The organism is Salinirubellus litoreus (assembly GCF_037335815.1).
Classification (GTDB): domain Archaea; phylum Halobacteriota; class Halobacteria; order Halobacteriales; family Haloarculaceae; genus Salinirubellus; species Salinirubellus litoreus.
In genome coordinates, this window is record NZ_CP147841.1 from 275,464 (window position 1) to 298,167 (window position 22,704).

Here is a 22,704-nt window from a genome sequence, read left to right on the forward strand (position 1 = left end):
CCCGTCCGGCGTGTGTCATCGGTTCCAAACGCTACTACAGTTGTCCGTCGGCTCGCCCGTGTCGCGATCGTCGGTCTCCTGGAGGTTGATCTCGAGGCGCGTCCGGTGGTTCTCCATCCCCAGGAGCGGCCCGAACAGCCCGGCGACCGTCTCGACGAACTCCGGGTCACCCGTCACCGGACGTTCGAGACGTCCGCCGCGTATAGTAGCGTTTGGAACCGATAACACACGCCGGACGGGGACGTCCCCCTCGTCCGTGCGTAAAGACTTCCAAACGCTACTATGGGTGCTCCCCGAGAACCCCTGGGGCTTGGGAACGACGGCCCGTCGGAGCTCGCGAGGCGTGGGTTCGTCGAGCGACTCCAGCCACCGCGTCGCGTCCCGCTTTCGGACCGCACCGGAGCCCGTCGTCGGCAGGCGTTCGAGATCGGTAGTGGCGGTGACAGTGGTGGCCCCCCCGCCGCTACCGTCACCGCCCTCGCGTGCCGACGCTCGGTCGGTGAGGCTCCCCCCGCAGTCCACGCACCGCTCGCCCTCGTTCGCCGGCGAGAGGAGCGACTCGCGCTCGCTACAGAAGTTCATCGTCTATACATCTCGTTGACCTGTTGTCGGTATGAACGTTCGGATGGTTCACGAGCGGGGACCGTCGACCACCCCGGAGGTCCGGGGCGGGTCCGACGCCGCACGATCCACCGGGAGCCGTCACGCGACGGGACGCCACGTCCGAACCGTCACTGGCGCTCGTTCGCCGGGATCGAGCGAGCCCACGGGCGCTCCGAACCTCGGGGCCGGCCGCTCTAGTCGGTCCCGTGGTCGCGTCCGCGGACGGTCGGACCCTCCCTCAGTCCAGAACGCCGGCACCCGTTATCTCGAACCGCGCGCCCCCGGACGCCGACCCGGTCGCGGCGACGTCCCAGCCGTGGGCACCGACGATGGTCCGGACGACCGAGAGGCCGAACCCCGATCCCTCCTGGCGGGTCGTGAACCCGTGGTCGAACACCTCCGGCCGGATGGACTCGGGGATGCCGGGGCCGTCGTCCTCGACGAAGAAGCCGTCCTCCATCGGTCCCACGCGGATCACCACGTCCTCGCCGCCGTGTTCGACGGCGTTGCGGAAGAGGTTCTCGAACAGCTGGCAGAGCCGATCACCGTCGGCCATCAGCCTCGGGACGGGATCGTATCGGAGCGTCACCGTCGCGGGGATCGTCCCCCGCTCGGCGGTCCGGACGAGCGGCCCGATGTCGGTCGGTACGGGGTTCTGAACGACCGTCCCCTGGCGGGCGACCCGGAGCAGGTCCTCGATGAGCGTCTCCATCCGGTCGGTCGTGGCCTCGATGGTCGAGAGATGCGTCTCGTCGCCGGTGTCCCGGTACAGATCGAGCCGCCCGCCGACGACGCTGAGCGGCGCTCGAAGGTCGTGTGAGAGGATGTCGGTGAACTCCTTGAGCCGATCGTTCTGTCGTTCGAGCATCCGCTCGTACTGCTTCCTGGCGGTCGTGTCGTAGCTCACTACCGTGTAGCCGTGGCGTTCCCCTCGCGTGAGCGGCGAGAGCGCGCAGGTCGACCAGAACGCCGATCCGTCGGCGCAGACGTGCCACTGCTCGGTCTCGATGGGACCGTCCCCGGCCTCGTGGAGCAGTCCCTCGACGGTCTCCGGGGAGCCGTCGCGCTTTGCCCACAGCCGGTCGAACGGCTCGCCGAGGACCTCCTCGGCGTCGTACCCGTACAGTTCGCGCGCGGTGTCGGGCCACGAGTCGATGCGGCCCTCGCCCGAGAGCACGAAGATGGCGTACCCGCTCGTGGATTCGACCACCTGACGATAGCCGTCGGCCGGCGCTCCCGTCCGGATCGCCGTCCCTCCGTCCGTTATTTCACGAGAGGGCGGTTGCATGTATTTCCACTCCTCATCGGGTGTAATAAGCACGAACTTCGCCTCACGAATCGTACGGCCCCGGCCGACCGACCCGCGCCGGATCCGCCGTGACCGGGGTCCGGGATCACCCGGCGGGAACTATAGTAGCGTGCGGAACTGATGACACACTCCGGGCGGGGACGGTCCCCTCGTCCGTGAGTAAAGTCTTCCGAACGCTACTATGCCACTGCCACGACGTCCGCCCAGGCGGTGACAGCGACCCCCGGCCGGAGGTCGAGGGGCCCCGACCGACCAGGGTACCCGCATCGAGTCGGCCGCGCTCGTGTCCACTGTGCTCGGCCGCTTACGACCGCACGCGCCGCGCGGCCGTTCGGCAGCCGTGACGCTCGAACGCAAGCGAGCGGTCGGAGATCGGAGACGCGCAGATGTTCGGCGTCAGTCGCCGAAGACCTGGCGCATCATCGGGTGCATCTCCATGAGCTGCTCCTCGGCGATCTCCTCGTACAGCTTGTACGTGATGGAGACCGTCAGCAGCAGCCCCGTACCGGAGACCTGTCCGATGGTACCGAGCATGTTTGCACCGACGGCGAGCAGGCCGACGAGCGCGCCCCCGATGACGGTGACCTGTGGGATGTACCTCTCTAGAACCTTCTCGATGACGCCGGGCGACTGCCGGAACCCGGGGATCTGCATCCCGGAGTTCTGGATCTGTCTCGCCGTGGCCTCCGGGCCCATGTCGGTGGTCTCGACCCAGAAGATGGCGAATATACCGCCGCCGACGACCATGATGAACAGGTCGACGCTCACCCGAACGAGTATCTGCCAGGGCTCCTGGGTGGCGGCCGCGCCGCCGGCCCACCACATCCAGTCGCCCGGCGAGTAGATGGGTGCGAGGTAGTAGAACAGCCCGCCGATGGGCTCCGCGACCCCGCCGGCCGTGGTGTACTCGCCGAGCCAGCCGGGCATGCCGGCCCACTGGCTGTTCAGGATGCGCCCGAGGAACTGGATGTTGGCCTGCAGGGCGCGGACGAGGATCATCGGCAGGACGCTCGCGTAGATGAGCTTCACCGGGAAGCGCCCGCGTGCGCCCTTCACCCGGGCGTGGCTGAGCGGGATCTCCACGCGGACGGACTCGGCGTAGACGACGATGGCGAAGATGAGCACCGTCGTCACCAGTGCGAGTATCTGTCCGGGACCGATGAGTATGTCGGCGACCCCCTGGGGGGTAAGCGGGCTGTTCATCTGGACCGAGCCCGTGAAGATGCCGACCCAGGTCGGGAAGAACCCGGTGTAGTTCGTCCCGAGGGCCTCCCAGGCGAACAGGCCGCCGATGAGCCGCTGGCTCACGCCGGCGATGATGAACAGACCGATCCCGGAGCCGACGCCCCACTTCGAGATGACCTCGTCCATGAACAGGATGAGGAGACCGCCGACGAAGATCTGCCCGAACATCAGCCACTTGACCGTCGCGGTGCCGTACTGGTTGGCCAGCTCCGGGGCGACGGGCAGGAAGTTGCCCGCGAACACCATCGGCAGCCCGGTCAGGATCACCATCACGACCACCAGCACCTTCTGGAGACCCTGGTAGAGCGCCTGGTCACGGGGGTTCTGGGTGTCGAGACCGAGCAGGTCCGCCCCGCCGAGGAGCTGGAGCACGATCGACGCCGTGACGATCGGTCCGATGCCCAGCTGCAGGATGGTCCCCTGCCCGCCGGCGAGGATGGTCCGGAACTGCCCGAACGCGTCGCTCCCGGTCCCGCCCGTCGGCAGGCCGTAGAGGAAGACGTTCGTCAGGAAGAAGTACAGCACGAGGATGCCGGCGGTCCAGCCGAGCTTGCGCCGGAAGGGGACGTGCCCCTCCGGACGCTCGACCGCTGGCATCCGCGTGAGTACCGGTTCGGCGGTCTCCTTCCAGCTCATGTTACTGGGACTCTTCCGACTCCTCTGTTGTATCTGCTTCGGCGTTTCTCTCCTGGCCACGCTGCGAGAAGATCGCGTCACCGCCGGCCGATTCGAGCTGCTCGCGGGCGGTGTCGGAGAACGCGTCGGCGACGACCTCGAGGGCGTTGTGGACGCGCCCCGCGCCGAGCACCTTCACGACGTCGGCCTCGTGGCCGTCCTCGACGACGTCGCGGGCGTCGACCCGGTAGCCGTCGTCGGTCTCGTCGGCGAGACCCTCGGCGGCGAGGACGACCGCGTCCTCGTCGAGTTCGCGCACGTTGACCGTCAGGACGGTCTCCTGTGTCTTCTGCGGGCGCTTGAACCCGTACTTGCCGCGCGGCGGGTAGAGCGCCTTCTCGTGTTTGTCCCGACCGGCGCGACCGCGGCCGCCGCGGTGACCGGCCCCGCGGCGGTTCTTGTGGGTGCCGCCGCCGTGGGTCCGCGAGCCGCGCTGGCGTCGCTTCTTCGACGTCATCGCATCGCCTCCAGCAGGTCGTCGATCTCGCCGTCCGCGTGTTTTCCGAGCTGGCCGCCCTCCTTGACGGTCTTCTTCAGCCCGTCGTGACCGCCGCGGGGCGGGTGGAGCCGGAGCGTCGGGGAGAGCCCCTGCTCGCGCAGGGTCGTCTCCTCGTCCACGAGCGCCTCGGCGAGCGCACCGAACGAGTCGTAGTCGGTGTGCTCGGCTAGCCAGTCCTCGTCGACGGCGGCGTCGCCCTTGGCGGGCTCGGCGCGCTTCTCGAGGAGCAGCTCGACCGTCTCGACCGACGGCTCGCCGTGGGCCACCCAGTCGTTCACCTTCGTGATCATCCCGCGGTAGGTCTCCGTCTCGGGGACGAGCGTGCAGTGGTTCACCCTGTGGAGGTTGAGCATCCCGAGCGTGTCGCGCACGCCCTGGGACTGGTTGACCTCCCCGCGGAGCTGCACGAGCGCCTGCATCATTCGGACACCTCCTCGGCGGCGGCCTCCGAGCGCAGCGAGCGCGGGCCGCGGGCCTGCGAGGCGTTCTCCAGGGCGCGGTAGGTGGCCTTCGCCAGGTTGAGCGTCGTCCGCGTGTTGCCGAACGACTTCGTCCACGCGTTCTCGATGCCGGCAAGTTCGAGGACGTTCCGGACCGTCTCGCTCGCCGCGAGCCCCAGCCCGAGCGGGGCGGGGATGAGCTCGACGGTCACCGAGCCGGCCTTGCCCTTCGTCCGCCGGGCCAGCGAGTGGGGCTGGTCCGAGCGGTCCTCCCAGGAGCCCGAGCCGCGCTCGACCTTGATCATGTTGAGTTTCGCGATCTCGATGGCCTTCTGGATCGCGCCGCCGACCTGGTCGTCCCGGCCCTCGGCGTAGCCGACGAACCCGTCGCGGTTGCCGACCGCGACGACACACCGGAACTTCACCCGGCGGCCGGAGTCGGTCATCCGCTGGACCATGTTGATGTCGAGCACCTCGTCGTCCAGCCCCGGGAGGAGCTGGTCGACGATCTCGGGCTCCTTCAGCGGGAGCCCGGACTCGAGGGCCTGTTCCATGCTCGTGATCTCGCCCTCGGCCACCTGCCGGCCGAGGCGCGTCTTCGGTTCCCAGCCGTGGGACATGTTAGAGTTCCTCCATCAGTCGTTCGCGTACCTCGTCGAAGTGCTCGGGGAGCGTCGTCGCGTCGAAGTCGCCGGCGTAGAGCTCGTCCTGCGTCTCGGCGTACTCCGCGATGTGCTCGCCGCGGGTCCGCTCCCAGTCGGCGAACACCTCGTCGTTGTGCGGGACCTCGAGCCCCGCGTCGATGACGCCCTCCTGGACCGCGAACACCTTGTTCCCGGGTGTCGCGGTGTTCAGTCCGATGTCGAGGACCGCCTCCTCGAGACCCGCCTCGACCGCTCGCTTGCCGGCGAGCAGCCCCGTCAGGTACGCCGCCGGGAGGTTCCCCGTGGGGGCCTCCCAGCCGTACTCGGCGAGGTCCTCGGACGTCGCGCTCGTTACCGTCTCGTCGCCCTGCGCGCCCGTGAGTATCAGCTGCGCCCTGATGTGCCGGTTGCTCTTGCGAGCGACCAGGCGCGGCTTGCCGGATTTCAGCAGGCGCAACCTCTGGTGGTAGTTCGTTCGGGCCTCGCGGCGACGCCGCATCGGCACCTTGTATCGTGGTCCTGTCGCCATCACTCCTCACCTCCCGTGTCGTAGTTGTTCTGGATGTACCGCTCCAGGTCGGCGACGCTGTCGAACTCGCCGCCCGAGGCCTGGTTGTAGAGCTGGCGGTACGCCGACCGGTCGAGCCGGCCGGAGTCGCGGTGCTCCCGCAGCGTCCGCCGCTGGGCGCGGATGCGGCTCTGCCAGTCCTCCTTCGAGTTCTGGCGGCCGCCCTTCTTGCCCTGGCGCGAGCCGGCCCCCTTGCGGTGGCCGTACGCGCGCTTCTTCGCCCGCTCGCGAGCCCGGCCCCGGGAGTTGCCCCCGGCCGTCTTCGCGGTGATCGAGCCCGCCTCGATCAGCTCGCGGACGTCGTCCCTCGTGATCGCGTCGGCGATCTCGTCCTGTGCCTCCTGGTCGAACCTGACCCGGTTCTTGCCCACGTCGAGCACGTCCGCGGCCAGCCGTCGCTGTGCGCTCAGATCCGTCATTCGTTCACCTCCACCTCGACGTACGTCGGGTTGAGGACGCGGATGCCCTCCTCCTCGGCGACGTCCTCGATGCGCTCGCGCTTGCGGCCGCCGACCGTCGAGGCGATGCGAACCGCCTCGCGGTCCCCGTCGACGCCCTCGAGGTCGGCCACGTTGTGCACGCGGACCTCCTCGAATCCCGAGGGGTGACGGCCACGGACCGCCTTCGGCGTCCGGTAGCCGGACTCGACCTTCGGGCCCTTGCCCTTGACGCCGCGGCGCTGCTTCGAGAGGCCGCCGCGCGGGCGACGCCAGGACTTGGGCGTCCGCTTCTTCTTGTGGTAGTCCTGCCGCCTGAACGCCGGCTTGCCCTCCGCCCGCCGTCGGGCGACCAGGCGCGCCTCCTCCTCGCTCAGGTCGGGCGTCTTCTCGGCGTGGCCGCGGGGCCGGAGCTCCGTCTCGACCTCGCCCTCCTCGGGCGCTTCCGGCTCCTCGGTCTCGACCTCCGCCTCGGTCTCCTCCTCCTCGCGGAGTTCGAGCCCGCCCACGTCGGCCTTGATGCGGGCCGCCAGTGCGTTCCCGATGCCGGAGACTTCGGCGAGGTCGGACTGGGAGGCCCGGCGGACGTCCTCGACCGACCCGTAGCCGGCCTCGCGGAGCGAGTCGGCCTTCGCGGGACCGACCCCACTGATGTCCGTCAGGTCGTCGTACTCCTCGACCGATCCCTCCTCGGTGTCGCTCTCGGTCTCGGTTTCCGGCTCCGTCTCCCCGGTGGATTCGGTCTCCGTTTCCGGTTCCTGTTCCTCGGCCGTCTCCGAGGCCTCGTCCTCGCGTTCCTCGTCGTCGGGCATCAGGCCTCACCCCGCTGGGGCTTCTGCGTGATGTAGACCCCGTCCTGGAAGACGCGGGTGTCCTTGTCCTTCACGCGGGTCAGCTGTTCGACGTCCGCGGCCGTCTGTCCGACGTCCTCGATGTCCGGGCCGGAGAGGGTGATCTCCTCGCCGTCGATCCGAACCTCCGTGTCGCCGCGGATCGCTGCGCGGCGCGGGTGACGCTCACCCAGGAAGTTCGAGATGACGACCTCGCTCCCCTCGACGTCGACCTGCATCGGGAAGTGGGAGTAGAACACCTCCATGTGGTACTCCCAGCCCTCGGTGACGCCGTGGAACATGTTCCGGACGTGGCTCTCGAACGTCCCGACGGTCGAGACGGTCTTCGCGTCCTCGGCCTCGGCCGAGACGACGACCTCGCCGTCCTCGACCGACACCGTGATGTCGGGGTACCAGAGCCGCCGGCTCACGGAGCCGTTGGGCCCCTCGACGGTGATGTCGAGGTGGTCCATCTCCGCGGTGACGTCCTCGGGTATCTCGATTCGTGTCTCTGTCATTAGTATACGTATGCGAGCACCTGTCCGCCGATGCCGCGGTCGCGTGCCTCGTAGTGGCTCATGATGCCACTCGACGTCGTGACGACGAGGGTACCGTAGTCACGAGCGGGGAGGAACCGCTTCTCCCACTTCTCGTAGTCCTCGGCGCCCGCCGAGTAGCGGGGCTTGACCGCGCCACACCGGTTGATGGCGCCTTTCAGTTCGACCTCGAACCGGCCGGCCTTGCCGTCGTCGACGCGCTGGAACCCGTCGATGTACCCGCGGTCGTAGAAGACCTCGAGTACGCTGCCGATCTCGTTCGAGGCGGGCTGTACCCGCTGGTTCAGGTGGCCGACGCGCTCGGCGTTGTCGATGCCCGACAGCGCGCTGGCCAGTGGGTCGTTGTCCACCATGATTAGCTGTACTTCTTGAAGCCCATGCTCCGGGCGGTCTCGCGGAAGCACTGCCGGCAGAGCCAGATGTCGTACTTGCCGACCAGTCCCTGCTCGCGCCCGCAGCGCTGGCACTCGTGGATGTCACCGGTTCGCTTCTCCGCCTGCTCACCGGTCTCGATCTCCTCTGATTCGCTCATCACTGCACCTCCGCGTCGTAGTTCGACTCGAGGAACGCGATCGCGTCCTCGACGGTCAGCCGGTGGGCCGGCGGGATCGCCCGCGACACCTTGTCGCGCTTGCGCACCCGGTAGCCCGGCCGCACCAGGTTCACCGTCACGTCGAGCCCGTAGATGCCGATGTTCGGGTTGTACTCCTGGCTCGGGAAGTCCGTGTGCTCCTCGACGCCGAACGAGACGTTGCCGTTCTCGTCGAACTGCGACCGTTCGATCTCGACGAACGACAGCGCGGTGTCGAGGAACTCCTCGGCCCGATCCCCCCGGAGGGTGACCTTCGCGCCGATCGGGTCGCCCTCGCGGACGCCGAACTCGCCGACCGTGTTCTTCGCGACCGTCCGGACGGGCTCCTGGCCGGCGATCTCGCCGAGGATCTCCTCGGCGTTCGCCAGCTCGCGGCCGCCCTCGCCCACCGCCATGTGAACGACGACCTTCTCGACGCGCGGCTCGCGCATCTCGTGGAACTCGCCTTCGCCCTCGGATTCGGAGCTCATTCCTCGGTCACCTCCTCTTCGTCGCCGTCGTCAGCGTCGGCGTCGTCAGCGTCGGCCTCCGCTTCGATCTCGCCCACGTCGACGTCCTCCTCGGACGCGTCGGACTCCTCGGAGTCGTCGCCGACCACGTCACCGTCGACCGACTCGACGTCGGCTTCGGTGTCGGTCTCGTCCCCGGCGTCCGCCTCGGCCTCGCTCACGGGGACCGTCTCGTCGCCGACGAAGTTCTCGTCGATGACGACCACGTACCCCTCGACCGTCTCGAACCAGCCCTCGGGCTGCTCGATGCGGACGTTGTTGGGCGAGGAGCCGGGCGTGATCTGGATCTCCTCGAGTTCGCCGATCTCGCCGGCGTGTGCCCCGTCGACCGCGGTGACCAGCGCGCCCTCCTCGTAGGGGAAGTGCGCGACGACCTCGCTGGTCTCGTTGTCGAGCACGAGCGAGTCGTTCGGCGCGTACTCGCCCTCCTCGACCTGGATGGTCTGACCGTCGTGCATCGTCAGCTGGAACGCTCCACCCGAAACCTGCCGCTTGCCGACGACCTTCCCGAGCTTCGAGTCCGCGGCGTCCGCGTCGATGGGCGTCAGCGCCAGCCGACCACCCTGGTCGGGGAACACCCGGTAGTACTCCTCGCGCTCGACGAACGCGACGATGTCGAACATCCCGATGGGACGCCCCTCGTCGCTCACGGGCTGGCCGTTGACCAGCACCGAGTTCTGCCCGAGCGCGTAGCGGGCCTCCTTCCGGGAGTCGACGTAGCCGAGCACGTCCCGCAGCAGGACGAGCAGGGGAACGCCGGCCTCGCCGTGCGGACCCGCGTCCGCCTTCACCGTGAAGGTCTCCGTCTTGCGCTCGACCGGCCAGGACTTCGGCACCGAGAGCCGCTTCTGGTGTCGCGTCACTCCTCGTCACCTCCGAGCGCTTCGAGTCGTTCCTCGCGCAGGTCGTCCTCCAGGTTCAGGTCGGTCACGACGAGGTTCGACGCCTGCTGCGGGCGCGGGATCTCCTCGCCGTCGGCCTTCTCCTGGGTCACGTCTTCGACGTGGACGATCGCCTCCTTGAGGTCGACCGCGACCACCTCGCCGGTCGCCCCGGCGTGGTCGCCGCGCTGGACCTCGACGGTGTCGCCCTCGGCGACCCGGACGCTGCGCGTCCCGTACTCCCCCCGGAGGTCCTCCGAGAGGTGCGCGCGGACCTGCTTCTGCTTCTCGTGCAGGGACGCGCGCCGCTGTCGTGTCCGCTGTTTGCGTGGCTGCTTGCTCATACTATCATCGTCGCCGTCGAGGCGATGCTGCCGAACCGCTCGGCCACCTCGCGTGCGATCGGGCCCTTCAGTTCGGTCCCCCGTGGGTCGTCGTTGTCGTCGACGATGACCGCGGCGTTGTCCTCGAACTTCACCCGCGTGCCGTCCGGGCGACGGATGGGCTTTCGCTGCCGGATGATCACCGCAGGCAGGACCTGTCGGCGCATCTCCGGGGTGCCCTTCGTGACCGAGACGGTCACCTTGTCGCCCAGCCCGGCCTTGGGGTGGCGGTTGTGCGTCCCCGAGTATCCGGAGACGCTGATCACCTTCAGCTGGCGTGCGCCGGTGTTGTCGGCGCAGTTGATCAGCGACCCCTTCTCGAGACCGGGGGTGACGTCGGCGTTCAGCGCCTGCATCAGGCCCCACCTCCCGTGTCGGTCTCGGCTTCGGTCTTCTCGATCACGACGTGGCTCTTCGTCTTCGAGAGCGGTCGTGTCTCTGCGATACGTACCGTGTCACCGACGTCGAGTGCGAGGCACGGCGGGTGGTGTGCCGGAACGCGCGACCGGCGTTTCATGTACCGGTCGTACTTGGGCACCTTCACGTCGTACTCGCGCTCGACGACCACGGTCTTGTCCATGTCCGTGGAGGCCACGCGACCCTCGATCGTCTGTCCACGCACGCCGAGCGTGCCGTGGAACGGACAGTTGGGGTCGGCGCAGGCCTCCGCCGGCTCCGTGACGTTCAATCCTAGCGCCATTTCGAATCACCTGTGAGTTCGGTACGTCGGGCCGGACGGGCGACGAGTCGCTCGCCCTCGACGACGGCGTACGAGACGTCACCCGTCTCGCAGTCGTCGAGCGCGAACTCGAACGTCGCGCCGGCCTTCTGTACCTGCATCACCCCGGAGTCGTCCTCGACCAGGAGGGTGTTGGCGGTCTCGTCGACCACCCGACCCTCGACGCCGACGTAGCCCTCGTGGGCGGCGTCGACGACGCGGACCGACAGGCCCGCGAGTTCGTGTCGGACGAGCGTCTCCGGGGCGAGCATCTTACTCGGCCACCTCCTCTGCGAGGTCGCCTTCCTCGCGCTGGATCGTCTTGATCCGCGCGATCGCCTTCTTCATCTCGCTCACGCGACCGGGGTTCTCGGGCGCGCCGCCGGCGGCCTGGACGGCCTTGGCGTTCAGCAGCTCCGTCTCGAGATCCTCGAGCTCCGCCGAGCGCTCGGCGGGCGTCATGTCGCGGATCTCCGCTGCGTGGAGGATGGTCACTCCTCGTCCACCTCCTCGTCAGCGTCGTCTTCGGCGACGTCCGCGTCGGCCTCGTCAGCGTCGTCGGCGTCCTCGGCAGCGTCGGTCTCCTCGGACTCATCGGCATCGGCGTCCTCGGCCGCCTCGTCCGCGTCCTCCATCTCGTCCATCAGGTCGCCGGCCTCCGCGTCGGCATCGGCGTCGACCTCGGATTCGATGGCCTCGTCGACGGCGTCGAGGTCATCGGTTCCCTCCTCGTCCGCCGCGGCGTCGGCCTCCTCGGCCTCCTCGGCGACGTCGGGCTCCTCGATGACCTCCTCGTCGTCGAATTCGGGTTCGGGGACGTCCTCGAACTCCTCGGCGGCCTCCGAGACCTCCTCGGCGTCGACGTCGCCCTCGCCTTCCATCGCCGCGTCGGCGTCGGCGAGCAGTTCGTCGACATCGCCCGAGGGTTCCTCGATGAACTCCTCGACGTCGGCGTCCTCGTAGACCTCGAAGTCGTCGGGCAGTTCGGCGTTCGGCGGGATGATGCGCACCTGCACCCCGATGGTGCCGAGCTTCATCACCGCGACGCCCGTTCCACGGTCGACGATCGACTCGGCGGGCTCGCCGTTGTGCTTGATGTACCCGCGGTTGAACTTCTCCACGCGCGAGCGTGCGCCCGTGACCTTCCCGCTGAGGACGATCTCCGCGCCGAGCGCGCCGGCGTCCATGATGCGGTCGATGGTCGTGTGGCCGGCCTTCCGGAAGTACCAGCCCCGTTCGAGGGCGTTGGCCAGCCGGTCGGCGACGATCTGGGCGTTCAGGTCCGGTTCGTCGACCTCCTGGACGTCGATCTGCGGGTCGTCGAGGTCGAACCGCTCCTCCAGCTCGGAGGTGACCTTCCGGATGTTCTTCCCGCCCTTGCCGATGACCATCCCGGGCTTCTCGGCCTTGAGGACGATCTGGGTGCCCATCGGGGTCTTGGCGACGTCCATGCCGCCGTAGCCCGCGCGGGCCAGCTCGTCGTGGAAGAACTCGTCGATCTTCGTCCGCTGGATGCCGTCGTGGATGAACTGCTGTTCGTCGGCCATCAGTTGTCCTCCTCCTGCTCTTCGAGCACGAGTTCGACGTCCACCTGCGGGGTGTTCCACTCGCTGGCGCGGCCGAACGCCCGGGGCTTGCGGCCCGGGGACTCGCCGACCTTGTGGGCCGCGACGTGCATGATCCGCATGGCGTCGCCGTCGAATCCCTGGTGGTCGGCGTTCCCGACGGCGTTCTCGAGCAGGTCGAGGAACGCCTTCGAGGCCTTCTCCGGGTAACGCCCGGCGTCCCAGCCGTCGATGTCCTTCCGGTGACCGACGCCGGAGTTGTGGGACCTGAACGGGACCGAGCGCTCGCCGGCGATCACGCTCTCGAGGTACGCGACGGCCTCGGCAGCCGTCTTGCCCTTGATCTCGCGGGCGATGGCCTTGCTATGCTTGTGTGACATGTGCCGCTCCCGGAGCATGGCTTTCGCCGTCGTGTCCGGGTCGGCGTCGACCGAGTAGCTGATTCCCATGATTACTTGAGGGGCACGAACTTCGAGGACCGGGTCGCCCCGATGCCGGCCTGTCCGTGCTCGACCGACGTGCGCGTGAGCTGGAACTCGCCGAGGTAGTGCCCGATCATCTCGGGCTCGACCTCGACGCGCTCGAAGCTCTGACCCGTGTAGACGGCGAACGTCAGCCCGACGAACTCGGGCACGATGACCATGTTCCGCAGGTGTGTGCGGATCGGGTCGTTCGCCGTCCCCTCGGACGTGCGCTCGCGGGCCGTCTCGAGCAGCTTCTCCTGCTCTGTGGTCAGGCCGCGTGTGATGGTTCGCCGCTGTCGTGCGGGGAGCAGTTCCGCGACCTCGTCGAGCGACATCTCCTGCAGCTCGTCGAGCGTGTGACCGCGGTACGTGAACTCCTCGTCCTTGTCGCGGCCGATCTGGTACTCCGAACTCATGACTTGTTACGACCCCCTTTGCCGCCGCGGCCGGTCCGCTTCGAGGCGATGTCCCCCACCTTGCGTCCCGGGGGGGCGTTCCGGGAGATGCTCTTGGGTTTGCCGGGGTGCTGGCGGCCGCCGCCACCGAACGGGTGGTCGACGGCGTTCATCGCCACACCACGGACGCGCGGGTACTTCGTCCCGCGCGCCTTCATCTTGTGATGCTTGTTCCCGGCCTTGACGAACGGCTTCTCCGTCCGGCCGCCGCCGGCGACGACCCCGATGGTCGCCCGGCAGTCCGGGCTGAGACGTCGGATCTCGCCGCTCGGGAGCTGCACGACGGCGACCCGGCGGTCGTGGGTGAGCAGGTTCGCGCTCACGCCCGAGGCGCGGGCGAACTTCCCACCGTCGCCGGGCTGGCGCTCGACGTTACACACCGGGACGCCCTCGGGGATCTCCGCGAGCGGGAGCGTGTTCCCGGGGGCGATCTCGGCGGTGACGCCGATCTGTATCTCGTCGCCCACGGCGACGCCCTCCGGCGCGAGCACGAGCCGGCGGTCGCCGTCGTCGAACTGCACGTCGGCGATCGGTGCCGACCGCGCGGGGTCGTGCTCGATCCCGACGATCTCGCCGCGGACCAGTTCGTCGTCGTCCGGGCTCTCCTCCTCTACTTTCTTGTGGGACAGTTCGGCCTTGTAGCGGTGCGAGGGGGCCCTGAACGTCGGGCCGCCGCGACCACGCCGCTGTCCCTGGATTCGTCGTCCCATCTCTAGAACACCCCGATGCGCGAGGCGACGTCCTGTGCGTCGTCGTCCTCGTGGAGCGTGACGGTGGCCTTCTTGTTGCCGTTCATCGTCACCTGCGTGTTCACCTTCGTCACCCGGACCTCGAAGCGCTCCTCGACGTCCGATCGGATGTCGCCCTTGGTGGCGTCGGTGTCACAGACGAACTCGAGCTTGTTCTCGAAGTCCATCTTGTTCATCGCCTTCTCCGTGACGAGCGGGTACTGCACGACGCCCGGACTCATCGGTCGGCCACCTCCTCGACGGCGCTCTCGGTCCAGACGGTGAGTCGCCCGGGGTGACCCCCCGGCGCGAGGTCCTCAGCGCTAACGTTCGCCGCGGTGGCGACGTCCGCGCCCGCGAGGTTCCGGGCCGCCTTCGACGGGCCGGCCTCGCTCGAGGTGACGAACAGGAGCGATTTGGGCTCCTGGGTCTTGCGACCGCGGGTCGTCCCGCGACCGGCACGGACGCCGCGCCCCTCGTCGGCGCGCTCGACGTCCGCGTGGACGCCGACGGTCTCGAGGAACGAGACCACGTCGCGGGTCTTCACGAGGTCCTCGAACTCGTCGCTCACCACGAGCGGGAGCGAGAGATCCTCCTCGAACCGGTGGCCCCGGCCGCGGACGACCTCGGCATCGGTCGTGGCCGCGATGGCCGACCGCACGGCCAGCTTGCGCTCCTTGTCGTTCATCCCGCCGCCGCGGTCCTTCTCCGCCTTCGGCGGGTGGGCCGGGCGGCCCTTCACCGCCTGCGGGACGCGCCGGGCACGCCCGTCCTGTCGGGGGACGTGGGCCATGCCGCGGCCGGAGCCGAACGACTCGGCGGGCGTCCGTAGCCCGGCGTACTCGTCGCTCCCGTAGTCCTGTCGTCGGTTGGCCCGGGCGGCGTTGACCGCGCGGGAGATGAGGTCCGGCCGGTACTGCGTCTCGAAGACGTCCGGCAGGTCCACCTCGCCCGCGTCGTCGCCGTCCAGGTCGCGTACTGTGGCGTTCATCCTTGGTTCGATGCGGTGGAGACGTACCGCACCTCGGGGTCGAGGCGCGGCGTTTCGGTCGGTCGGACGGCCGGGCGGAAGCGCAGGACGCGCTTGTTCGGGCCCGGCAGCGACCCCTTGATCAGCGCGTAGGGGCCGTCGACCTCGCCGTAGTTGACGAAGCCACCGTCGGGCGTCGCGTCCGGCCCGTCGCCGAGCGCGATGAGCCGCTTGTTCAGCTCCGTGCGCTGGTGGTAGCCGGTCTGCCCCTGCTGGGGGACCGTCGAACGCACGCGCGAGGGGTTCCACGGGCCGAGGTTACCGATGCGGCGCCGCCACCCCTGGCGGGCGTGCTTGCCCTTGCGCTTCTGGACGCCCCAGCGCTTGACCGGGCCCTGGGTGCCCTTGCCCTTCGTGACGCCCGCGACGTCGAGGAACTCCCCGGCGCGGAACACGTCGGTCACCGTGTGCTCGCCTCCCTCCGAGAGGAGATCGAGGCCGTACTCGACGCGCTCGTCGACGCTCGACCCGCCGACGCGGGTCTCCATGACGTCGGGCTTGCGCTTGGGGACGCTCGTCTCGCCCGGGACGGTGTGGGTGACGAGTCGCACCTCGGCGACCCGACCCTCCTCCAGGGCCTCGCGTACGTCCGAATCGTCCATGCTGTACTCCCCGTTCGGCAGCGACAGCGCTCGACCGAGGTCCTCGTGGACGTTCTCGGTCCACACCTCGGTCAGTGGTCGCTTGCCGTACGGCGTCTGCTCGTAGACTCGAAGGGCCGCCGCCCGCATGGGCGGGGTCTCGACGACCGTCACCGGGACGGTCTCCTCCATCCCCTCGCGGGGGGAGTCGGGCTCGTCGTTGATCATCACGACGTGGGACATGCCGGCCTTGTAGCCGGCGAATCCCTGGAGCCCGGGCTGGCCGTCGTCGTCCGGCCAGGTCGAGATGCGGGGCACCTCGCTGGCCGCACGGCCGCGCGGGCTGTAGCCCATCGAGCCTTTTCGTGGTCTGCTCGGTTGTGGCATTGGTTATCGCTCCATCGTCAGTGGCGCGAGGGTCGTGAACATCGCCTCCTCCGTTCGGACGACCTCGCTGCCCTGGTTCGGAACCGTATTCAGCCAGAGGTCGAACCGGGCTCCATCCGGTTCGTGAGTGTCGCTGTCTTCGCCTGCCCCACGGGGCTCGGCGTCGTTCGCCTCCCGTGTGGCGTCGGTCCCTCCGACGGCCGCCGCGTCCACGTCGAGTATCTCGGGCAGCCCACGTTCGGGGCTGCCGAAGACGACGGTGAACCCGCCCGCCGCGTCGACGGACTCGACGGTCGAGTCCAGTCGGGACACGGTGAGTGGGGTGCCGAAACGGGAGGCCGCGACGCGGAGCCCGGCGTCTGCACGCCGTAGCTGTGCGTCGAGGCCCCCGCGTTCGACGACGAACCCCGGCGGGGGCTCGTCCACCAGCTTCGCGCGGAGTGGCCGCTCTGAAGAGACCCTGATGGTCACGCGTTCCCCCTCCCCGACCGCCATCGACGGCGGCACCGGGAGGGAGACCGGGTGTTGCATACCGCAATTGACCCGAACGCGCCCGTCAGGTCCGACCTCGGTCACGATTCCCTGTCTTAACGACCCCGAACCTTCCGATCCGGAGCCGGTCCGTGGCGAGACGCGGAGCGGCGGCAGCACGCCCACGGACTCCAGTTCGTCCCGCACGCCCCAGGCCTCCTTTCGGAGGTATGGCGGCGTGGCGGCGTAGGCCAGCACCGTGGCGACGAACCCGTCGCCGAACCGGCCGTCCTCTCCCGCCGAATCGGGGAAGACGACGAGCCGGTCGAGGCGGAACACCGCGGCCGCACGGGCGACGTATCCCAGCTTCCGGGTCGCCTCCCGTTTGTCCTCGGCCTCCCGCGCCAGCGACGACGGCACGAGTGCGCTGCGTGGCATACCGTGACGCTTCCGCGTCGGGCCACTAGACGGTAGCGATTCGTACCGTGAGCGGACGTAAAAGCGTGCCGCTTGAGAACGGCGTCTGTGGCCCTCTCGCACGGTATCGGCTGTCCCGGACGGTCGGCAGGCTCGCCATCTCACCGTGGTCGGTCACCGCCGTCCGTCCCCCGTTCTCGACCCGCTTCGACCCCACGGACGTCTCCCGGTTCCGGGTCGCCGCCCTCCGTCGCGTGACGGATGATCCGCGGTGAGCGGCGGAAGGTACCGGCCTGCGGCTGAGCGTTTATCACCGTGGCCTCTCACCGGGCCGCATGGACCGACCGACCGCGGTAGTCACCGGCGGGAGCGGCGGGATCGGACGCGCCTGCGTCGGGGAACTCGCGAGCGACCACGACGTCGCCGTCCACTACCACACCGACCGCGAGGGAGCCGAGGCGGCGGTCGAGGCCGTCGAGGACGACGACGCGGAGACGGGGATCTTCCGGGCCGACCTCGGTGACCGCTCGGAGGTTGAGGGGATGGTGGACGACGTCGTCGATCGGTTCGGCGGTGTCGACGTGCTCGTGAACAACGCGGGCGTGTTCTTCCAGACGGGGCTCCTCGAGATGACCCCCGAGGAGATCGAGACGACGCTCTCGGTGAACGTCACGGGGACGATCTACTGTACTCGTGCTGTGCTCCCGAGCATGCTCGAACGCGGCGGCGGCCGGATCGTGACGGTCGCCTCGCGGGCCGGGGTGAAGGGGAGTCCGACCGACCCCGTCTACGGCGCGTCCAAGGGCGGCGTGATCGCGTTCACACGGTCGCTCGCGCGGCAGTACACCGGTGACGGGGTGTTCGCGAACGCCGTCGCGCCGGGGGCGACCGACACGAAGATGTACGCCGAGGAGCGCCGGCCCGCCAAGCGCGAGGCCTCGCCGATAAGCCGGCTCGTGAAACCCGAGGAGGTCGCCGACGCCGTGCGCTTCTTCGTCGACACCGAGTCCGTCTCGGGGCGGGTGCTGGAGGTCGACGGCGGGCAGGACTGAGCCGGGGGCCGGTGTCCCCCGGTTCGCCGCCCCGTCCCCGTCGGCACAACGGACGTGCTCACCTGTCCGGTGGTGCCGCATCCGGCCCCATCGGAGCTTTACGATCGGTCTTCGTGGGTTCTCCATGGAACGACGACTCGTTTCCTCGGGGACGGAGTGGGAGCCGCGTGTCGGTTACTCGCGGGCGGTCCGGGTCGGTCCGCACGTCCACGTCTCCGGGACGACCGCGACGGACGGGGAGGGGAACGTCGTCGGCGTGGGCGACCCGTACGCCCAGACCGAGCGGGCGATCGACAACGTCGAAGCCGCACTGACCGAGGCGGGCGCGTCGCTCGCCGACGTGGTCAGGACGCGGCTGTTCGTGGTCGATATCGACCAGTGGGACGCCGTCGGCGACGCTCACGCGGAGGCGTTCGCCGACGTCCGGCCGGCGACGAGTATGGTCGAGGTCTCCCGACTCATCGATCCGGAGCTGCTCGTCGAGATCGAGGCGACCGCGATCGTCGACGACGGCGGCTGAGCAGGCCCGCCCGCGACCAGAGTCGGTCTCGGGCTCTCGGATCGGTGGAGGGGCACGCGCGCGGCGGACGATTCCGGGAAGGGCGTTCGTCCCTTACGGACCACCGGGACGTCTTCCTGATCGAGCCCGCCCCCTGCCTCGCGTCACCGTTCCTTGCGTGCCTCCCTGCCCAGTTCCTCCTCGACGCGATCGACCTTCGATCGCGCCGACTTCGTGGAAGTGCGCTTGTCGTCGACCTTCAGGAAGGTGCTCACGCGGTCGCCGTCGACGGCCTTGTGCGAGGCGGCGACCGCCTCGAGGAGCGTGTCGATGTCGTCGGCCTCGATCACGGTGCCCATCGGGTTGGTCTCGTAGCTCACGTCGAAGTCGTCGAGCGCGGCCACCGCTTTGGCCACCTCGGATGCCATGCTGTCCTCGGTGACTGGTGCGACGCTCAGGAGTGCCACGACGGTCATGAGCGCGGTAGGGTACCCCACGACTAAAACGGTCGGACGCGAGGGATGGGTATGTCCCCCGAGATGTCGACGATCGAGGCAAACGGCCTCGCCTTCGAGTGTCTGGAGGTCGGAGACGGCGACCGTCTCGCGCTCTGCCTGCACGGCTTCCCCGACGACGCCGGATCGATGGCCCCCATCCAGTCGCGGCTCGCGGAGGCGGGATACACCGCCGTCGCGCCGTACATGCGCGGGTACGAACCCACCGGCCCGGCCCCGGACGACGATTACTCCGCGCGTGCGCTCGGGGCGGATGCGGTCGCGCTCGCGGAGGCCTACGCCGAGCGCGACGGGTTCGAGGAGGCCGTGCTCGTCGGCCACGACTGGGGCGCGGTCGCGGGCTACGCGGCCGCGGTCCGGTCGCCCGGGACGTTCGACCGGATGGCGACGCTCGCCGTACCCCCGAGGTTCGACGCGCTGCTCGCCCGTCACCCCCGACAGATCGCCCGGTCGTGGTACGTCTGGCTGTTCCAGGTCCCGGACGTGGCCGAGCGGGCGGTCCGGTGGCAGGACTTCGCGCTCCTCGAGTCGCTATGGGGGCTCTGGTCGCCCTCGTGGGACTACCCCGGCGAGCGGATCGAGTCCGTGAAGACGACCTTCTCGGAGGACGAAACCGTCGAGAACGCCCTCGCGTACTACCGGCAGTTCGTCGGTCCCGCGGTCCGCCGTATCGTCGGTAGCGGGCGGCTCCCGTCGTTCGACGAGCGGCGGCGGATCGAGGTACCGACGCTCGTCCTCGCGGGGAACGAGGATGGAGCGATCGGCCCCGAACTCTTCGACCGGGCCGACCAGGCCTTCGACGCCCGCTGTCGGGTCGTGCGGGTGAACGGCGCGGGCCACTTCCTCCACCAGGAACGTCCCGACGTGGTCGGGGAGGAGGTCGTCGCGTTCCTCACGGGACGAGAGGGCCGGTGACCTCGTCCGTCGGCCCGAGAATCCCACGTCTACGAGCTAACGGCGACGACGTCGAGCCGTACGCGCTCGTCCCGTGGGTGATCCGCCGACCCCGCGGCACCTCGCTGCTGATTTATTAATCGGCTGGCCGTGGACTCGACCGATGCGATTCAGTCGCGCCCGTACGGAGACGATCCTTCGTGCGATCCTCCACGAGGTTCGGACGGAGAAGCTCACGTTCCTCGCCGGATCGATCGCGTACCACGCCTTCATCTCGATCCTGCCACTCCTGTTGCTGGTGCTCACGCTCGTCGAACGGACGCAGAACCTCACCCTCCGGACGTCCATCCTCGGGATCATGGAGACGGTGTTGACCCAGCAGGCGAGTGACGTCCTCCAGGAAGGTCTCGCTGACGCCGACTCCTCGGTCTCGATCCTCGGTGTCGTGCTCCTGATCTGGGGTGCGTTACGGATCTTCAGAGGGCTCGACACGGCGTTCTCAGATATCTACGAGACCGAGAGCGAGAACACGTTCCTCGACCAGATCAGCGACGGCCTGCTCCTGCTCGTGACGGTGGCGCTTGCGATCATCGCGGTCAGCCTGCTTCGGGGTGCCGTCACGGGAGTCACCGGTGGCACACCCGTGGCGGTCCTTCGAACGGTCGTCACTGCCGTCGGGCTGTTCGTCCTGTTGTACCCGATGTACTACGTCTTCCCGGACGCGGACGTCTCGTTCGTCGAGACCGTCCCGGGGACGGCGTTCGCGTCCGTCGGCCTGACCGTCGCGCACTTCCTCTTCACGACGTTCAAATCCGGCGGGACCGGCGGGAACCTCATCGCCAGCATCCTCGTGCTGCTGACGTGGCTTTATATAATAAGTTTGATAACTCTGCTCGGTGCCTCTATCAACGCCGTGCTGTCGAACCGATCCGCGGATGTCGATATCGACCCGGTCTTCGGCGGTGTTGCGATGGCGAGCGATCGTCGAGAAGACGTACGGATCGACCGGTCCCGGCTCCTCGCGAACCTCGAGGAGATGGTCACCACGTTCGATGATGGGGGAGACGAGATCACGATCCTCGCGGATGGCAAGCGCATCACCGTCCCTCGTCCCGGGGATGCAACCGTCGACCAGTCGCGAGCGGTGTACAGCTCGAAGGACTCCGTGGGGCTTCGGCTGACGTGGTGGCCCGACGGGGACGAGTAGTATCCCGGTCCCCCGGGTGACGATCGGCCGTGTTCGGCGTCGGACGACGGGGTTTCCCGATACGAGTGACGTTTCTCCCGCGATCGGTCCGCTGTGTACGTCCAGAGCGTCCATCAGACGCCCTCGGTCCGGTGTGACGATTCGGCGTGAGTCCTGCGGGCGTCACGAACTCAGCGGTGTATCGACAGCCCGGTCGCCACGTCCGTGCTCCCGCACTCGGGACACCGCGTCAGCGTCCCCATCGGAGGCGACTCGACGGAGTCCCACTCCGGACCGCCGGACTCGGCCCTGAATCCGCACCGCTGGCACCGCGACATCGGGCTGCTCTCGGCGTTCTGAGCCATACGTTAACGATTATTAGCACGGGACAAATATCTATCCCCGGGAAAGCCGCTCGGGTCACGCCCGCCACCGCACCCCGACTGCGGACCGCGTGACCGCCGGTTCAGAGCACCTCGATCCGGTCGTCGACCCGGAGGGTTCCGGACTCGACGACCGCGGCGTTCAGCCCCCCGCGGTGGACCAGCGCGCTCAGCACGCCGTCCTCGGTGATCGACTGGAGGTAGGAGCACGGCTCGCAGATCCTGACGCCCTCACAGACCACGTCGCCGATCCGGAACCGCTCGCCGAGCAGGTGGTCGACCGCGACCCCGCGCGTGGTGACGTTCCGCCGGTGGTCGGCGATCGAGAGGTCGAGCCCCTCGTCGCGTTCGAGGATCCCCAGCGTCTCGGCCTCGAACAGCGTGAGGTGTCGGGGGATGTCGTCGACGTCCGGGTCGTTCGACCACGTTCCCGAATCGTCGAAGTATCGATCACCGCGGAGCCCGCGCCCGGCGACCGCCTCCGCCTCCTCGACCCGCTCCATCTCCGCACCCGCCTCGGAGGCGATACAGATCGCCTCGACGTGTCCCTCGTCCATGACTCCCTGTGGGGTGTTCACACTCGAAGGTAGGTGTTGCGGTGGGGGTCCGACCGTTCTCCGAGGATCGACACGTGCTGAGTGCCGGGGCCCGATAGCCGTCGAGCGCGCTATCGGCGCGCCTCTGCAGGCAGGAACCTCATCCGATCGAACCCCTTCCGTCCCGATGGAGAGGGTCTCGCTCTCCCCCTCACAGACACCCTCTCCACATTTCCGTAGAGTGTGCTGGTGGGGATTTGAATCGGAGCCGTTCCGCTCTCTGCGGTCGCTCCACGGCAGGGCTCAAATCTTCGGGCGCATCCACAGCACAGGTGCGAGCGACACGGGCGTCGCTCGCACGTTGTTTCCGTAGGAGTGCGCTGGCGGGGATTTGAACCGGAGTCACTTCGCTCCCTGCGATCGCTCGTGACAGGGTTCAAACCCTTCCGCACACATCCGCTCAGGTGGTGGCGAGCACACGCTGCGCGGTGCTCGCCGGTGGTTCGCGGGAGAAGTGCGCTGGCGGGGATTTGAACCCCGGTTGTGACCATGGCAAGGTCACGTGATACCACTACACTACCAGCGCGCTTGCAAGAGAGTCTAACCGCGTTTCCGGATAAAAGGTTTCCGGAACCCCGACACCCGAGCGCC

The 22,704-nt window shown here is 68.7% G+C and carries 34 protein-coding genes, 1 tRNA gene and 1 pseudogene; 5 read left to right on the top strand and 31 right to left on the bottom strand.

Translation table 11 applies throughout. The features are described from left to right. Window positions 1-15 precede the first annotated feature (15 nt). From WDJ58_RS01320 to WDJ58_RS01450, 27 genes and pseudogenes are all read right to left on the bottom strand, one after another. On the bottom strand, window positions 16-582 hold the full coding sequence (locus WDJ58_RS01320; protein WP_338915823.1) for a hypothetical protein: 567 nt from the start codon (window positions 580-582) through the stop codon (window positions 16-18). 259 nt (window positions 583-841) lie between these two features. Then, window positions 842-1,891, bottom strand: a complete 1,050-nt coding sequence (locus tag WDJ58_RS01325) for a two-component system sensor histidine kinase NtrB (RefSeq protein ID WP_338915824.1) — start codon at window positions 1,889-1,891, stop codon at window positions 842-844. 417 nt (window positions 1,892-2,308) lie between these two features. After that, window positions 2,309-3,793: a preprotein translocase subunit SecY gene (secY, locus tag WDJ58_RS01330; RefSeq protein ID WP_338915825.1), complete on the bottom strand. Its 1,485-nt coding sequence runs from the start codon at window positions 3,791-3,793 to the stop codon at window positions 2,309-2,311. Between the two features lies 1 nt (window position 3,794). Beyond that, on the bottom strand, window positions 3,795-4,289 hold the full coding sequence (locus WDJ58_RS01335; protein ID WP_338915826.1) for an uL15m family ribosomal protein: 495 nt from the start codon (window positions 4,287-4,289) through the stop codon (window positions 3,795-3,797). Next, window positions 4,286-4,750 (bottom strand): 50S ribosomal protein L30, encoded by a 465-nt coding sequence (locus tag WDJ58_RS01340; protein ID WP_338917902.1) that lies wholly within the window; start codon window positions 4,748-4,750, stop codon window positions 4,286-4,288. Before WDJ58_RS01340 ends, WDJ58_RS01335 begins: the two co-directional genes overlap by 4 nt. Further along, the gene (locus WDJ58_RS01345; RefSeq protein ID WP_338915827.1) at window positions 4,750-5,391 is read right to left on the bottom strand and encodes a 30S ribosomal protein S5; all 642 of its coding nucleotides are present in this window, start codon (window positions 5,389-5,391) and stop codon (window positions 4,750-4,752) included. Before WDJ58_RS01345 ends, WDJ58_RS01340 begins: the two co-directional genes overlap by 1 nt. Window position 5,392: 1 nt before the next feature. Then, window positions 5,393-5,944, bottom strand: coding sequence for a 50S ribosomal protein L18 (locus WDJ58_RS01350; protein WP_338915828.1), 552 nt, complete (start codon window positions 5,942-5,944; stop codon window positions 5,393-5,395). After that, window positions 5,944-6,402, bottom strand: coding sequence for a 50S ribosomal protein L19e (locus WDJ58_RS01355; RefSeq protein WP_338915829.1), 459 nt, complete (start codon window positions 6,400-6,402; stop codon window positions 5,944-5,946). Before WDJ58_RS01355 ends, WDJ58_RS01350 begins: the two co-directional genes overlap by 1 nt. Then, window positions 6,399-7,232, bottom strand: a complete 834-nt coding sequence (locus tag WDJ58_RS01360) for a 50S ribosomal protein L32e (RefSeq protein WP_338915830.1) — start codon at window positions 7,230-7,232, stop codon at window positions 6,399-6,401. The genes WDJ58_RS01355 and WDJ58_RS01360 overlap by 4 nt, the downstream gene beginning before the upstream one ends. Further along, complete coding sequence (locus WDJ58_RS01365; protein WP_338915831.1) at window positions 7,232-7,768, bottom strand: 50S ribosomal protein L6; 537 nt, start codon at window positions 7,766-7,768, stop codon at window positions 7,232-7,234. The genes WDJ58_RS01360 and WDJ58_RS01365 overlap by 1 nt, the downstream gene beginning before the upstream one ends. After that, window positions 7,768-8,160, bottom strand: a complete 393-nt coding sequence (locus tag WDJ58_RS01370) for a 30S ribosomal protein S8 (RefSeq protein ID WP_338915832.1) — start codon at window positions 8,158-8,160, stop codon at window positions 7,768-7,770. The genes WDJ58_RS01365 and WDJ58_RS01370 overlap by 1 nt, the downstream gene beginning before the upstream one ends. A 2-nt stretch (window positions 8,161-8,162) precedes the next feature. Further along, window positions 8,163-8,339: a 30S ribosomal protein S14 gene (locus WDJ58_RS01375; protein WP_338915833.1), complete on the bottom strand. Its 177-nt coding sequence runs from the start codon at window positions 8,337-8,339 to the stop codon at window positions 8,163-8,165. Further along, window positions 8,339-8,869: a 50S ribosomal protein L5 gene (locus tag WDJ58_RS01380; RefSeq protein WP_338915834.1), complete on the bottom strand. Its 531-nt coding sequence runs from the start codon at window positions 8,867-8,869 to the stop codon at window positions 8,339-8,341. The genes WDJ58_RS01375 and WDJ58_RS01380 overlap by 1 nt, the downstream gene beginning before the upstream one ends. Before the next feature lie 206 nt (window positions 8,870-9,075). Continuing rightward, window positions 9,076-9,771 (bottom strand): annotated as a pseudogene (locus WDJ58_RS01385) (30S ribosomal protein S4e); the annotation flags it as partial. Beyond that, a complete protein-coding gene (rplX, locus tag WDJ58_RS01390; RefSeq protein ID WP_338915836.1) occupies window positions 9,768-10,133 on the bottom strand; it encodes a 50S ribosomal protein L24 in 366 nt (121 codons plus the stop codon). The pseudogene WDJ58_RS01385 and the gene rplX, both read right to left, overlap by 4 nt. Further along, on the bottom strand, window positions 10,130-10,528 hold the full coding sequence (locus WDJ58_RS01395; protein ID WP_338915837.1) for a 50S ribosomal protein L14: 399 nt from the start codon (window positions 10,526-10,528) through the stop codon (window positions 10,130-10,132). Before WDJ58_RS01395 ends, rplX begins: the two co-directional genes overlap by 4 nt. Beyond that, window positions 10,528-10,872 carry a 30S ribosomal protein S17 gene (locus WDJ58_RS01400; protein WP_338915838.1) on the bottom strand — a complete coding sequence of 115 codons (345 nt, stop codon included), beginning with the start codon at window positions 10,870-10,872 and terminating at the stop codon, window positions 10,528-10,530. Before WDJ58_RS01400 ends, WDJ58_RS01395 begins: the two co-directional genes overlap by 1 nt. Next, window positions 10,863-11,162: a ribonuclease P protein component 1 gene (locus WDJ58_RS01405; protein ID WP_338915839.1), complete on the bottom strand. Its 300-nt coding sequence runs from the start codon at window positions 11,160-11,162 to the stop codon at window positions 10,863-10,865. Before WDJ58_RS01405 ends, WDJ58_RS01400 begins: the two co-directional genes overlap by 10 nt. A 1-nt stretch (window position 11,163) precedes the next feature. After that, window positions 11,164-11,385, bottom strand: a complete 222-nt coding sequence (gene rpmC, locus WDJ58_RS01410) for a 50S ribosomal protein L29 (RefSeq protein ID WP_338915840.1) — start codon at window positions 11,383-11,385, stop codon at window positions 11,164-11,166. After that, a complete protein-coding gene (locus WDJ58_RS01415; protein WP_338915841.1) occupies window positions 11,382-12,437 on the bottom strand; it encodes a 30S ribosomal protein S3 in 1,056 nt (351 codons plus the stop codon). The genes rpmC and WDJ58_RS01415 overlap by 4 nt, the downstream gene beginning before the upstream one ends. Further along, window positions 12,437-12,904 (bottom strand): 50S ribosomal protein L22, encoded by a 468-nt coding sequence (locus WDJ58_RS01420; RefSeq protein WP_338915842.1) that lies wholly within the window; start codon window positions 12,902-12,904, stop codon window positions 12,437-12,439. Before WDJ58_RS01420 ends, WDJ58_RS01415 begins: the two co-directional genes overlap by 1 nt. A gap of 2 nt (window positions 12,905-12,906) precedes the next feature. After that, window positions 12,907-13,335 (bottom strand): 30S ribosomal protein S19, encoded by a 429-nt coding sequence (locus WDJ58_RS01425; protein WP_338915843.1) that lies wholly within the window; start codon window positions 13,333-13,335, stop codon window positions 12,907-12,909. After that, on the bottom strand, window positions 13,332-14,084 hold the full coding sequence (locus WDJ58_RS01430; RefSeq protein WP_338915844.1) for a 50S ribosomal protein L2: 753 nt from the start codon (window positions 14,082-14,084) through the stop codon (window positions 13,332-13,334). Before WDJ58_RS01430 ends, WDJ58_RS01425 begins: the two co-directional genes overlap by 4 nt. A gap of 2 nt (window positions 14,085-14,086) precedes the next feature. Continuing rightward, on the bottom strand, window positions 14,087-14,344 hold the full coding sequence (locus tag WDJ58_RS01435) for a 50S ribosomal protein L23 (protein ID WP_338915845.1): 258 nt from the start codon (window positions 14,342-14,344) through the stop codon (window positions 14,087-14,089). Next, on the bottom strand, window positions 14,341-15,093 hold the full coding sequence (gene rpl4p, locus WDJ58_RS01440; protein WP_338915846.1) for a 50S ribosomal protein L4: 753 nt from the start codon (window positions 15,091-15,093) through the stop codon (window positions 14,341-14,343). Before rpl4p ends, WDJ58_RS01435 begins: the two co-directional genes overlap by 4 nt. Continuing rightward, the gene (locus tag WDJ58_RS01445; protein WP_338915847.1) at window positions 15,090-16,100 is read right to left on the bottom strand and encodes a 50S ribosomal protein L3; all 1,011 of its coding nucleotides are present in this window, start codon (window positions 16,098-16,100) and stop codon (window positions 15,090-15,092) included. Before WDJ58_RS01445 ends, rpl4p begins: the two co-directional genes overlap by 4 nt. 3 nt (window positions 16,101-16,103) lie before the next feature. After that, window positions 16,104-17,009, bottom strand: coding sequence for an RNA methyltransferase (locus WDJ58_RS01450; RefSeq protein WP_338915848.1), 906 nt, complete (start codon window positions 17,007-17,009; stop codon window positions 16,104-16,106). A gap of 65 nt (window positions 17,010-17,074) precedes the next feature. On the opposite strand from WDJ58_RS01450, the gene WDJ58_RS01455 reads away from it, so the two are divergent. The 3 genes from WDJ58_RS01455 to WDJ58_RS01465 all read left to right on the top strand — a co-directional run bounded on the left by WDJ58_RS01455 (window position 17,075) and on the right by WDJ58_RS01465 (window position 18,560). Beyond that, entirely contained in the window at window positions 17,075-17,263 is a 189-nt protein-coding gene (locus tag WDJ58_RS01455) for a hypothetical protein (protein WP_338915849.1), read from the top strand. A 60-nt stretch (window positions 17,264-17,323) separates the two neighbouring features. After that, window positions 17,324-18,040: an SDR family NAD(P)-dependent oxidoreductase gene (locus WDJ58_RS01460; RefSeq protein WP_338915850.1), complete on the top strand. Its 717-nt coding sequence runs from the start codon at window positions 17,324-17,326 to the stop codon at window positions 18,038-18,040. 124 nt (window positions 18,041-18,164) lie between these two features. Further along, window positions 18,165-18,560: a RidA family protein gene (locus WDJ58_RS01465; RefSeq protein WP_338915851.1), complete on the top strand. Its 396-nt coding sequence runs from the start codon at window positions 18,165-18,167 to the stop codon at window positions 18,558-18,560. 143 nt (window positions 18,561-18,703) lie between these two features. Here WDJ58_RS01465 and WDJ58_RS01470 read toward each other — a convergent pair whose 3' ends face one another. Next, entirely contained in the window at window positions 18,704-19,015 is a 312-nt protein-coding gene (locus WDJ58_RS01470) for an MTH1187 family thiamine-binding protein (protein WP_338915852.1), read from the bottom strand. Between the two features lie 51 nt (window positions 19,016-19,066). On the opposite strand from WDJ58_RS01470, the gene WDJ58_RS01475 reads away from it, so the two are divergent. Further along, entirely contained in the window at window positions 19,067-19,969 is a 903-nt protein-coding gene (locus WDJ58_RS01475; protein WP_338915853.1) for an alpha/beta fold hydrolase, read from the top strand. 142 nt (window positions 19,970-20,111) lie between these two features. Further along, complete coding sequence (locus WDJ58_RS01480) at window positions 20,112-21,155, top strand: YihY/virulence factor BrkB family protein (protein ID WP_338915854.1); 1,044 nt, start codon at window positions 20,112-20,114, stop codon at window positions 21,153-21,155. A gap of 170 nt (window positions 21,156-21,325) precedes the next feature. Here the strand turns inward: WDJ58_RS01480 and WDJ58_RS01485 are convergent, their stop codons facing one another. The 3 genes from WDJ58_RS01485 to WDJ58_RS01495 all read right to left on the bottom strand — a co-directional run bounded on the left by WDJ58_RS01485 (window position 21,326) and on the right by WDJ58_RS01495 (window position 22,639). After that, the gene (locus tag WDJ58_RS01485) at window positions 21,326-21,499 is read right to left on the bottom strand and encodes a hypothetical protein (RefSeq protein WP_338915855.1); all 174 of its coding nucleotides are present in this window, start codon (window positions 21,497-21,499) and stop codon (window positions 21,326-21,328) included. A 101-nt stretch (window positions 21,500-21,600) separates the two neighbouring features. Further along, the gene (locus WDJ58_RS01490; RefSeq protein ID WP_338915856.1) at window positions 21,601-22,074 is read right to left on the bottom strand and encodes an MOSC domain-containing protein; all 474 of its coding nucleotides are present in this window, start codon (window positions 22,072-22,074) and stop codon (window positions 21,601-21,603) included. A 494-nt stretch (window positions 22,075-22,568) separates the two neighbouring features. Beyond that, window positions 22,569-22,639, bottom strand: a tRNA-Gly gene (locus WDJ58_RS01495). Between the last annotated feature and the right edge of the window lie 65 nt (window positions 22,640-22,704).

Excerpts from the sequence above, each read along its gene's own strand:
- WDJ58_RS01320 (WP_338915823.1), bottom strand. The coding sequence starts at position 582 with ATGAACTTCTGTAGCGAGCGCGAGTCGCTCCTCTCGCCGGCGAACGAG.
- WDJ58_RS01325 (WP_338915824.1), bottom strand. The coding sequence starts at position 1,891 with ATGCAACCGCCCTCTCGTGAAATAACGGACGGAGGGACGGCGATCCGG.
- secY (WP_338915825.1), bottom strand. The coding sequence starts at position 3,793 with ATGAGCTGGAAGGAGACCGCCGAACCGGTACTCACGCGGATGCCAGCG.
- WDJ58_RS01335 (WP_338915826.1), bottom strand. The coding sequence starts at position 4,289 with ATGACGTCGAAGAAGCGACGCCAGCGCGGCTCGCGGACCCACGGCGGC.
- WDJ58_RS01340 (WP_338917902.1), bottom strand. The coding sequence starts at position 4,750 with ATGCAGGCGCTCGTGCAGCTCCGCGGGGAGGTCAACCAGTCCCAGGGC.
- WDJ58_RS01345 (WP_338915827.1), bottom strand. The coding sequence starts at position 5,391 with ATGTCCCACGGCTGGGAACCGAAGACGCGCCTCGGCCGGCAGGTGGCC.
- WDJ58_RS01350 (WP_338915828.1), bottom strand. The coding sequence starts at position 5,944 with ATGGCGACAGGACCACGATACAAGGTGCCGATGCGGCGTCGCCGCGAG.
- WDJ58_RS01355 (WP_338915829.1), bottom strand. The coding sequence starts at position 6,402 with ATGACGGATCTGAGCGCACAGCGACGGCTGGCCGCGGACGTGCTCGAC.
- WDJ58_RS01360 (WP_338915830.1), bottom strand. The coding sequence starts at position 7,232 with ATGCCCGACGACGAGGAACGCGAGGACGAGGCCTCGGAGACGGCCGAG.
- WDJ58_RS01365 (WP_338915831.1), bottom strand. The coding sequence starts at position 7,768 with ATGACAGAGACACGAATCGAGATACCCGAGGACGTCACCGCGGAGATG.
- WDJ58_RS01370 (WP_338915832.1), bottom strand. The coding sequence starts at position 8,160 with ATGGTGGACAACGACCCACTGGCCAGCGCGCTGTCGGGCATCGACAAC.
- WDJ58_RS01375 (WP_338915833.1), bottom strand. The coding sequence starts at position 8,339 with ATGAGCGAATCAGAGGAGATCGAGACCGGTGAGCAGGCGGAGAAGCGA.
- WDJ58_RS01380 (WP_338915834.1), bottom strand. The coding sequence starts at position 8,869 with ATGAGCTCCGAATCCGAGGGCGAAGGCGAGTTCCACGAGATGCGCGAG.
- rplX (WP_338915836.1), bottom strand. The coding sequence starts at position 10,133 with ATGAGCAAGCAGCCACGCAAACAGCGGACACGACAGCGGCGCGCGTCC.
- WDJ58_RS01395 (WP_338915837.1), bottom strand. The coding sequence starts at position 10,528 with ATGCAGGCGCTGAACGCCGACGTCACCCCCGGTCTCGAGAAGGGGTCG.
- WDJ58_RS01400 (WP_338915838.1), bottom strand. The coding sequence starts at position 10,872 with ATGGCGCTAGGATTGAACGTCACGGAGCCGGCGGAGGCCTGCGCCGAC.
- WDJ58_RS01405 (WP_338915839.1), bottom strand. The coding sequence starts at position 11,162 with ATGCTCGCCCCGGAGACGCTCGTCCGACACGAACTCGCGGGCCTGTCG.
- WDJ58_RS01415 (WP_338915841.1), bottom strand. The coding sequence starts at position 12,437 with ATGGCCGACGAACAGCAGTTCATCCACGACGGCATCCAGCGGACGAAG.
- WDJ58_RS01420 (WP_338915842.1), bottom strand. The coding sequence starts at position 12,904 with ATGGGAATCAGCTACTCGGTCGACGCCGACCCGGACACGACGGCGAAA.
- WDJ58_RS01425 (WP_338915843.1), bottom strand. The coding sequence starts at position 13,335 with ATGAGTTCGGAGTACCAGATCGGCCGCGACAAGGACGAGGAGTTCACG.
- WDJ58_RS01430 (WP_338915844.1), bottom strand. The coding sequence starts at position 14,084 with ATGGGACGACGAATCCAGGGACAGCGGCGTGGTCGCGGCGGCCCGACG.
- WDJ58_RS01435 (WP_338915845.1), bottom strand. The coding sequence starts at position 14,344 with ATGAGTCCGGGCGTCGTGCAGTACCCGCTCGTCACGGAGAAGGCGATG.
- rpl4p (WP_338915846.1), bottom strand. The coding sequence starts at position 15,093 with ATGAACGCCACAGTACGCGACCTGGACGGCGACGACGCGGGCGAGGTG.
- WDJ58_RS01445 (WP_338915847.1), bottom strand. The coding sequence starts at position 16,100 with ATGCCACAACCGAGCAGACCACGAAAAGGCTCGATGGGCTACAGCCCG.
- WDJ58_RS01450 (WP_338915848.1), bottom strand. The coding sequence starts at position 17,009 with ATGCCACGCAGCGCACTCGTGCCGTCGTCGCTGGCGCGGGAGGCCGAG.
- WDJ58_RS01460 (WP_338915850.1), top strand. The coding sequence starts at position 17,324 with ATGGACCGACCGACCGCGGTAGTCACCGGCGGGAGCGGCGGGATCGGA.
- WDJ58_RS01465 (WP_338915851.1), top strand. The coding sequence starts at position 18,165 with ATGGAACGACGACTCGTTTCCTCGGGGACGGAGTGGGAGCCGCGTGTC.
- WDJ58_RS01470 (WP_338915852.1), bottom strand. The coding sequence starts at position 19,015 with ATGACCGTCGTGGCACTCCTGAGCGTCGCACCAGTCACCGAGGACAGC.
- WDJ58_RS01475 (WP_338915853.1), top strand. The coding sequence starts at position 19,067 with ATGTCCCCCGAGATGTCGACGATCGAGGCAAACGGCCTCGCCTTCGAG.
- WDJ58_RS01480 (WP_338915854.1), top strand. The coding sequence starts at position 20,112 with ATGCGATTCAGTCGCGCCCGTACGGAGACGATCCTTCGTGCGATCCTC.
- WDJ58_RS01485 (WP_338915855.1), bottom strand. The coding sequence starts at position 21,499 with ATGGCTCAGAACGCCGAGAGCAGCCCGATGTCGCGGTGCCAGCGGTGC.
- WDJ58_RS01490 (WP_338915856.1), bottom strand. The coding sequence starts at position 22,074 with ATGGACGAGGGACACGTCGAGGCGATCTGTATCGCCTCCGAGGCGGGT.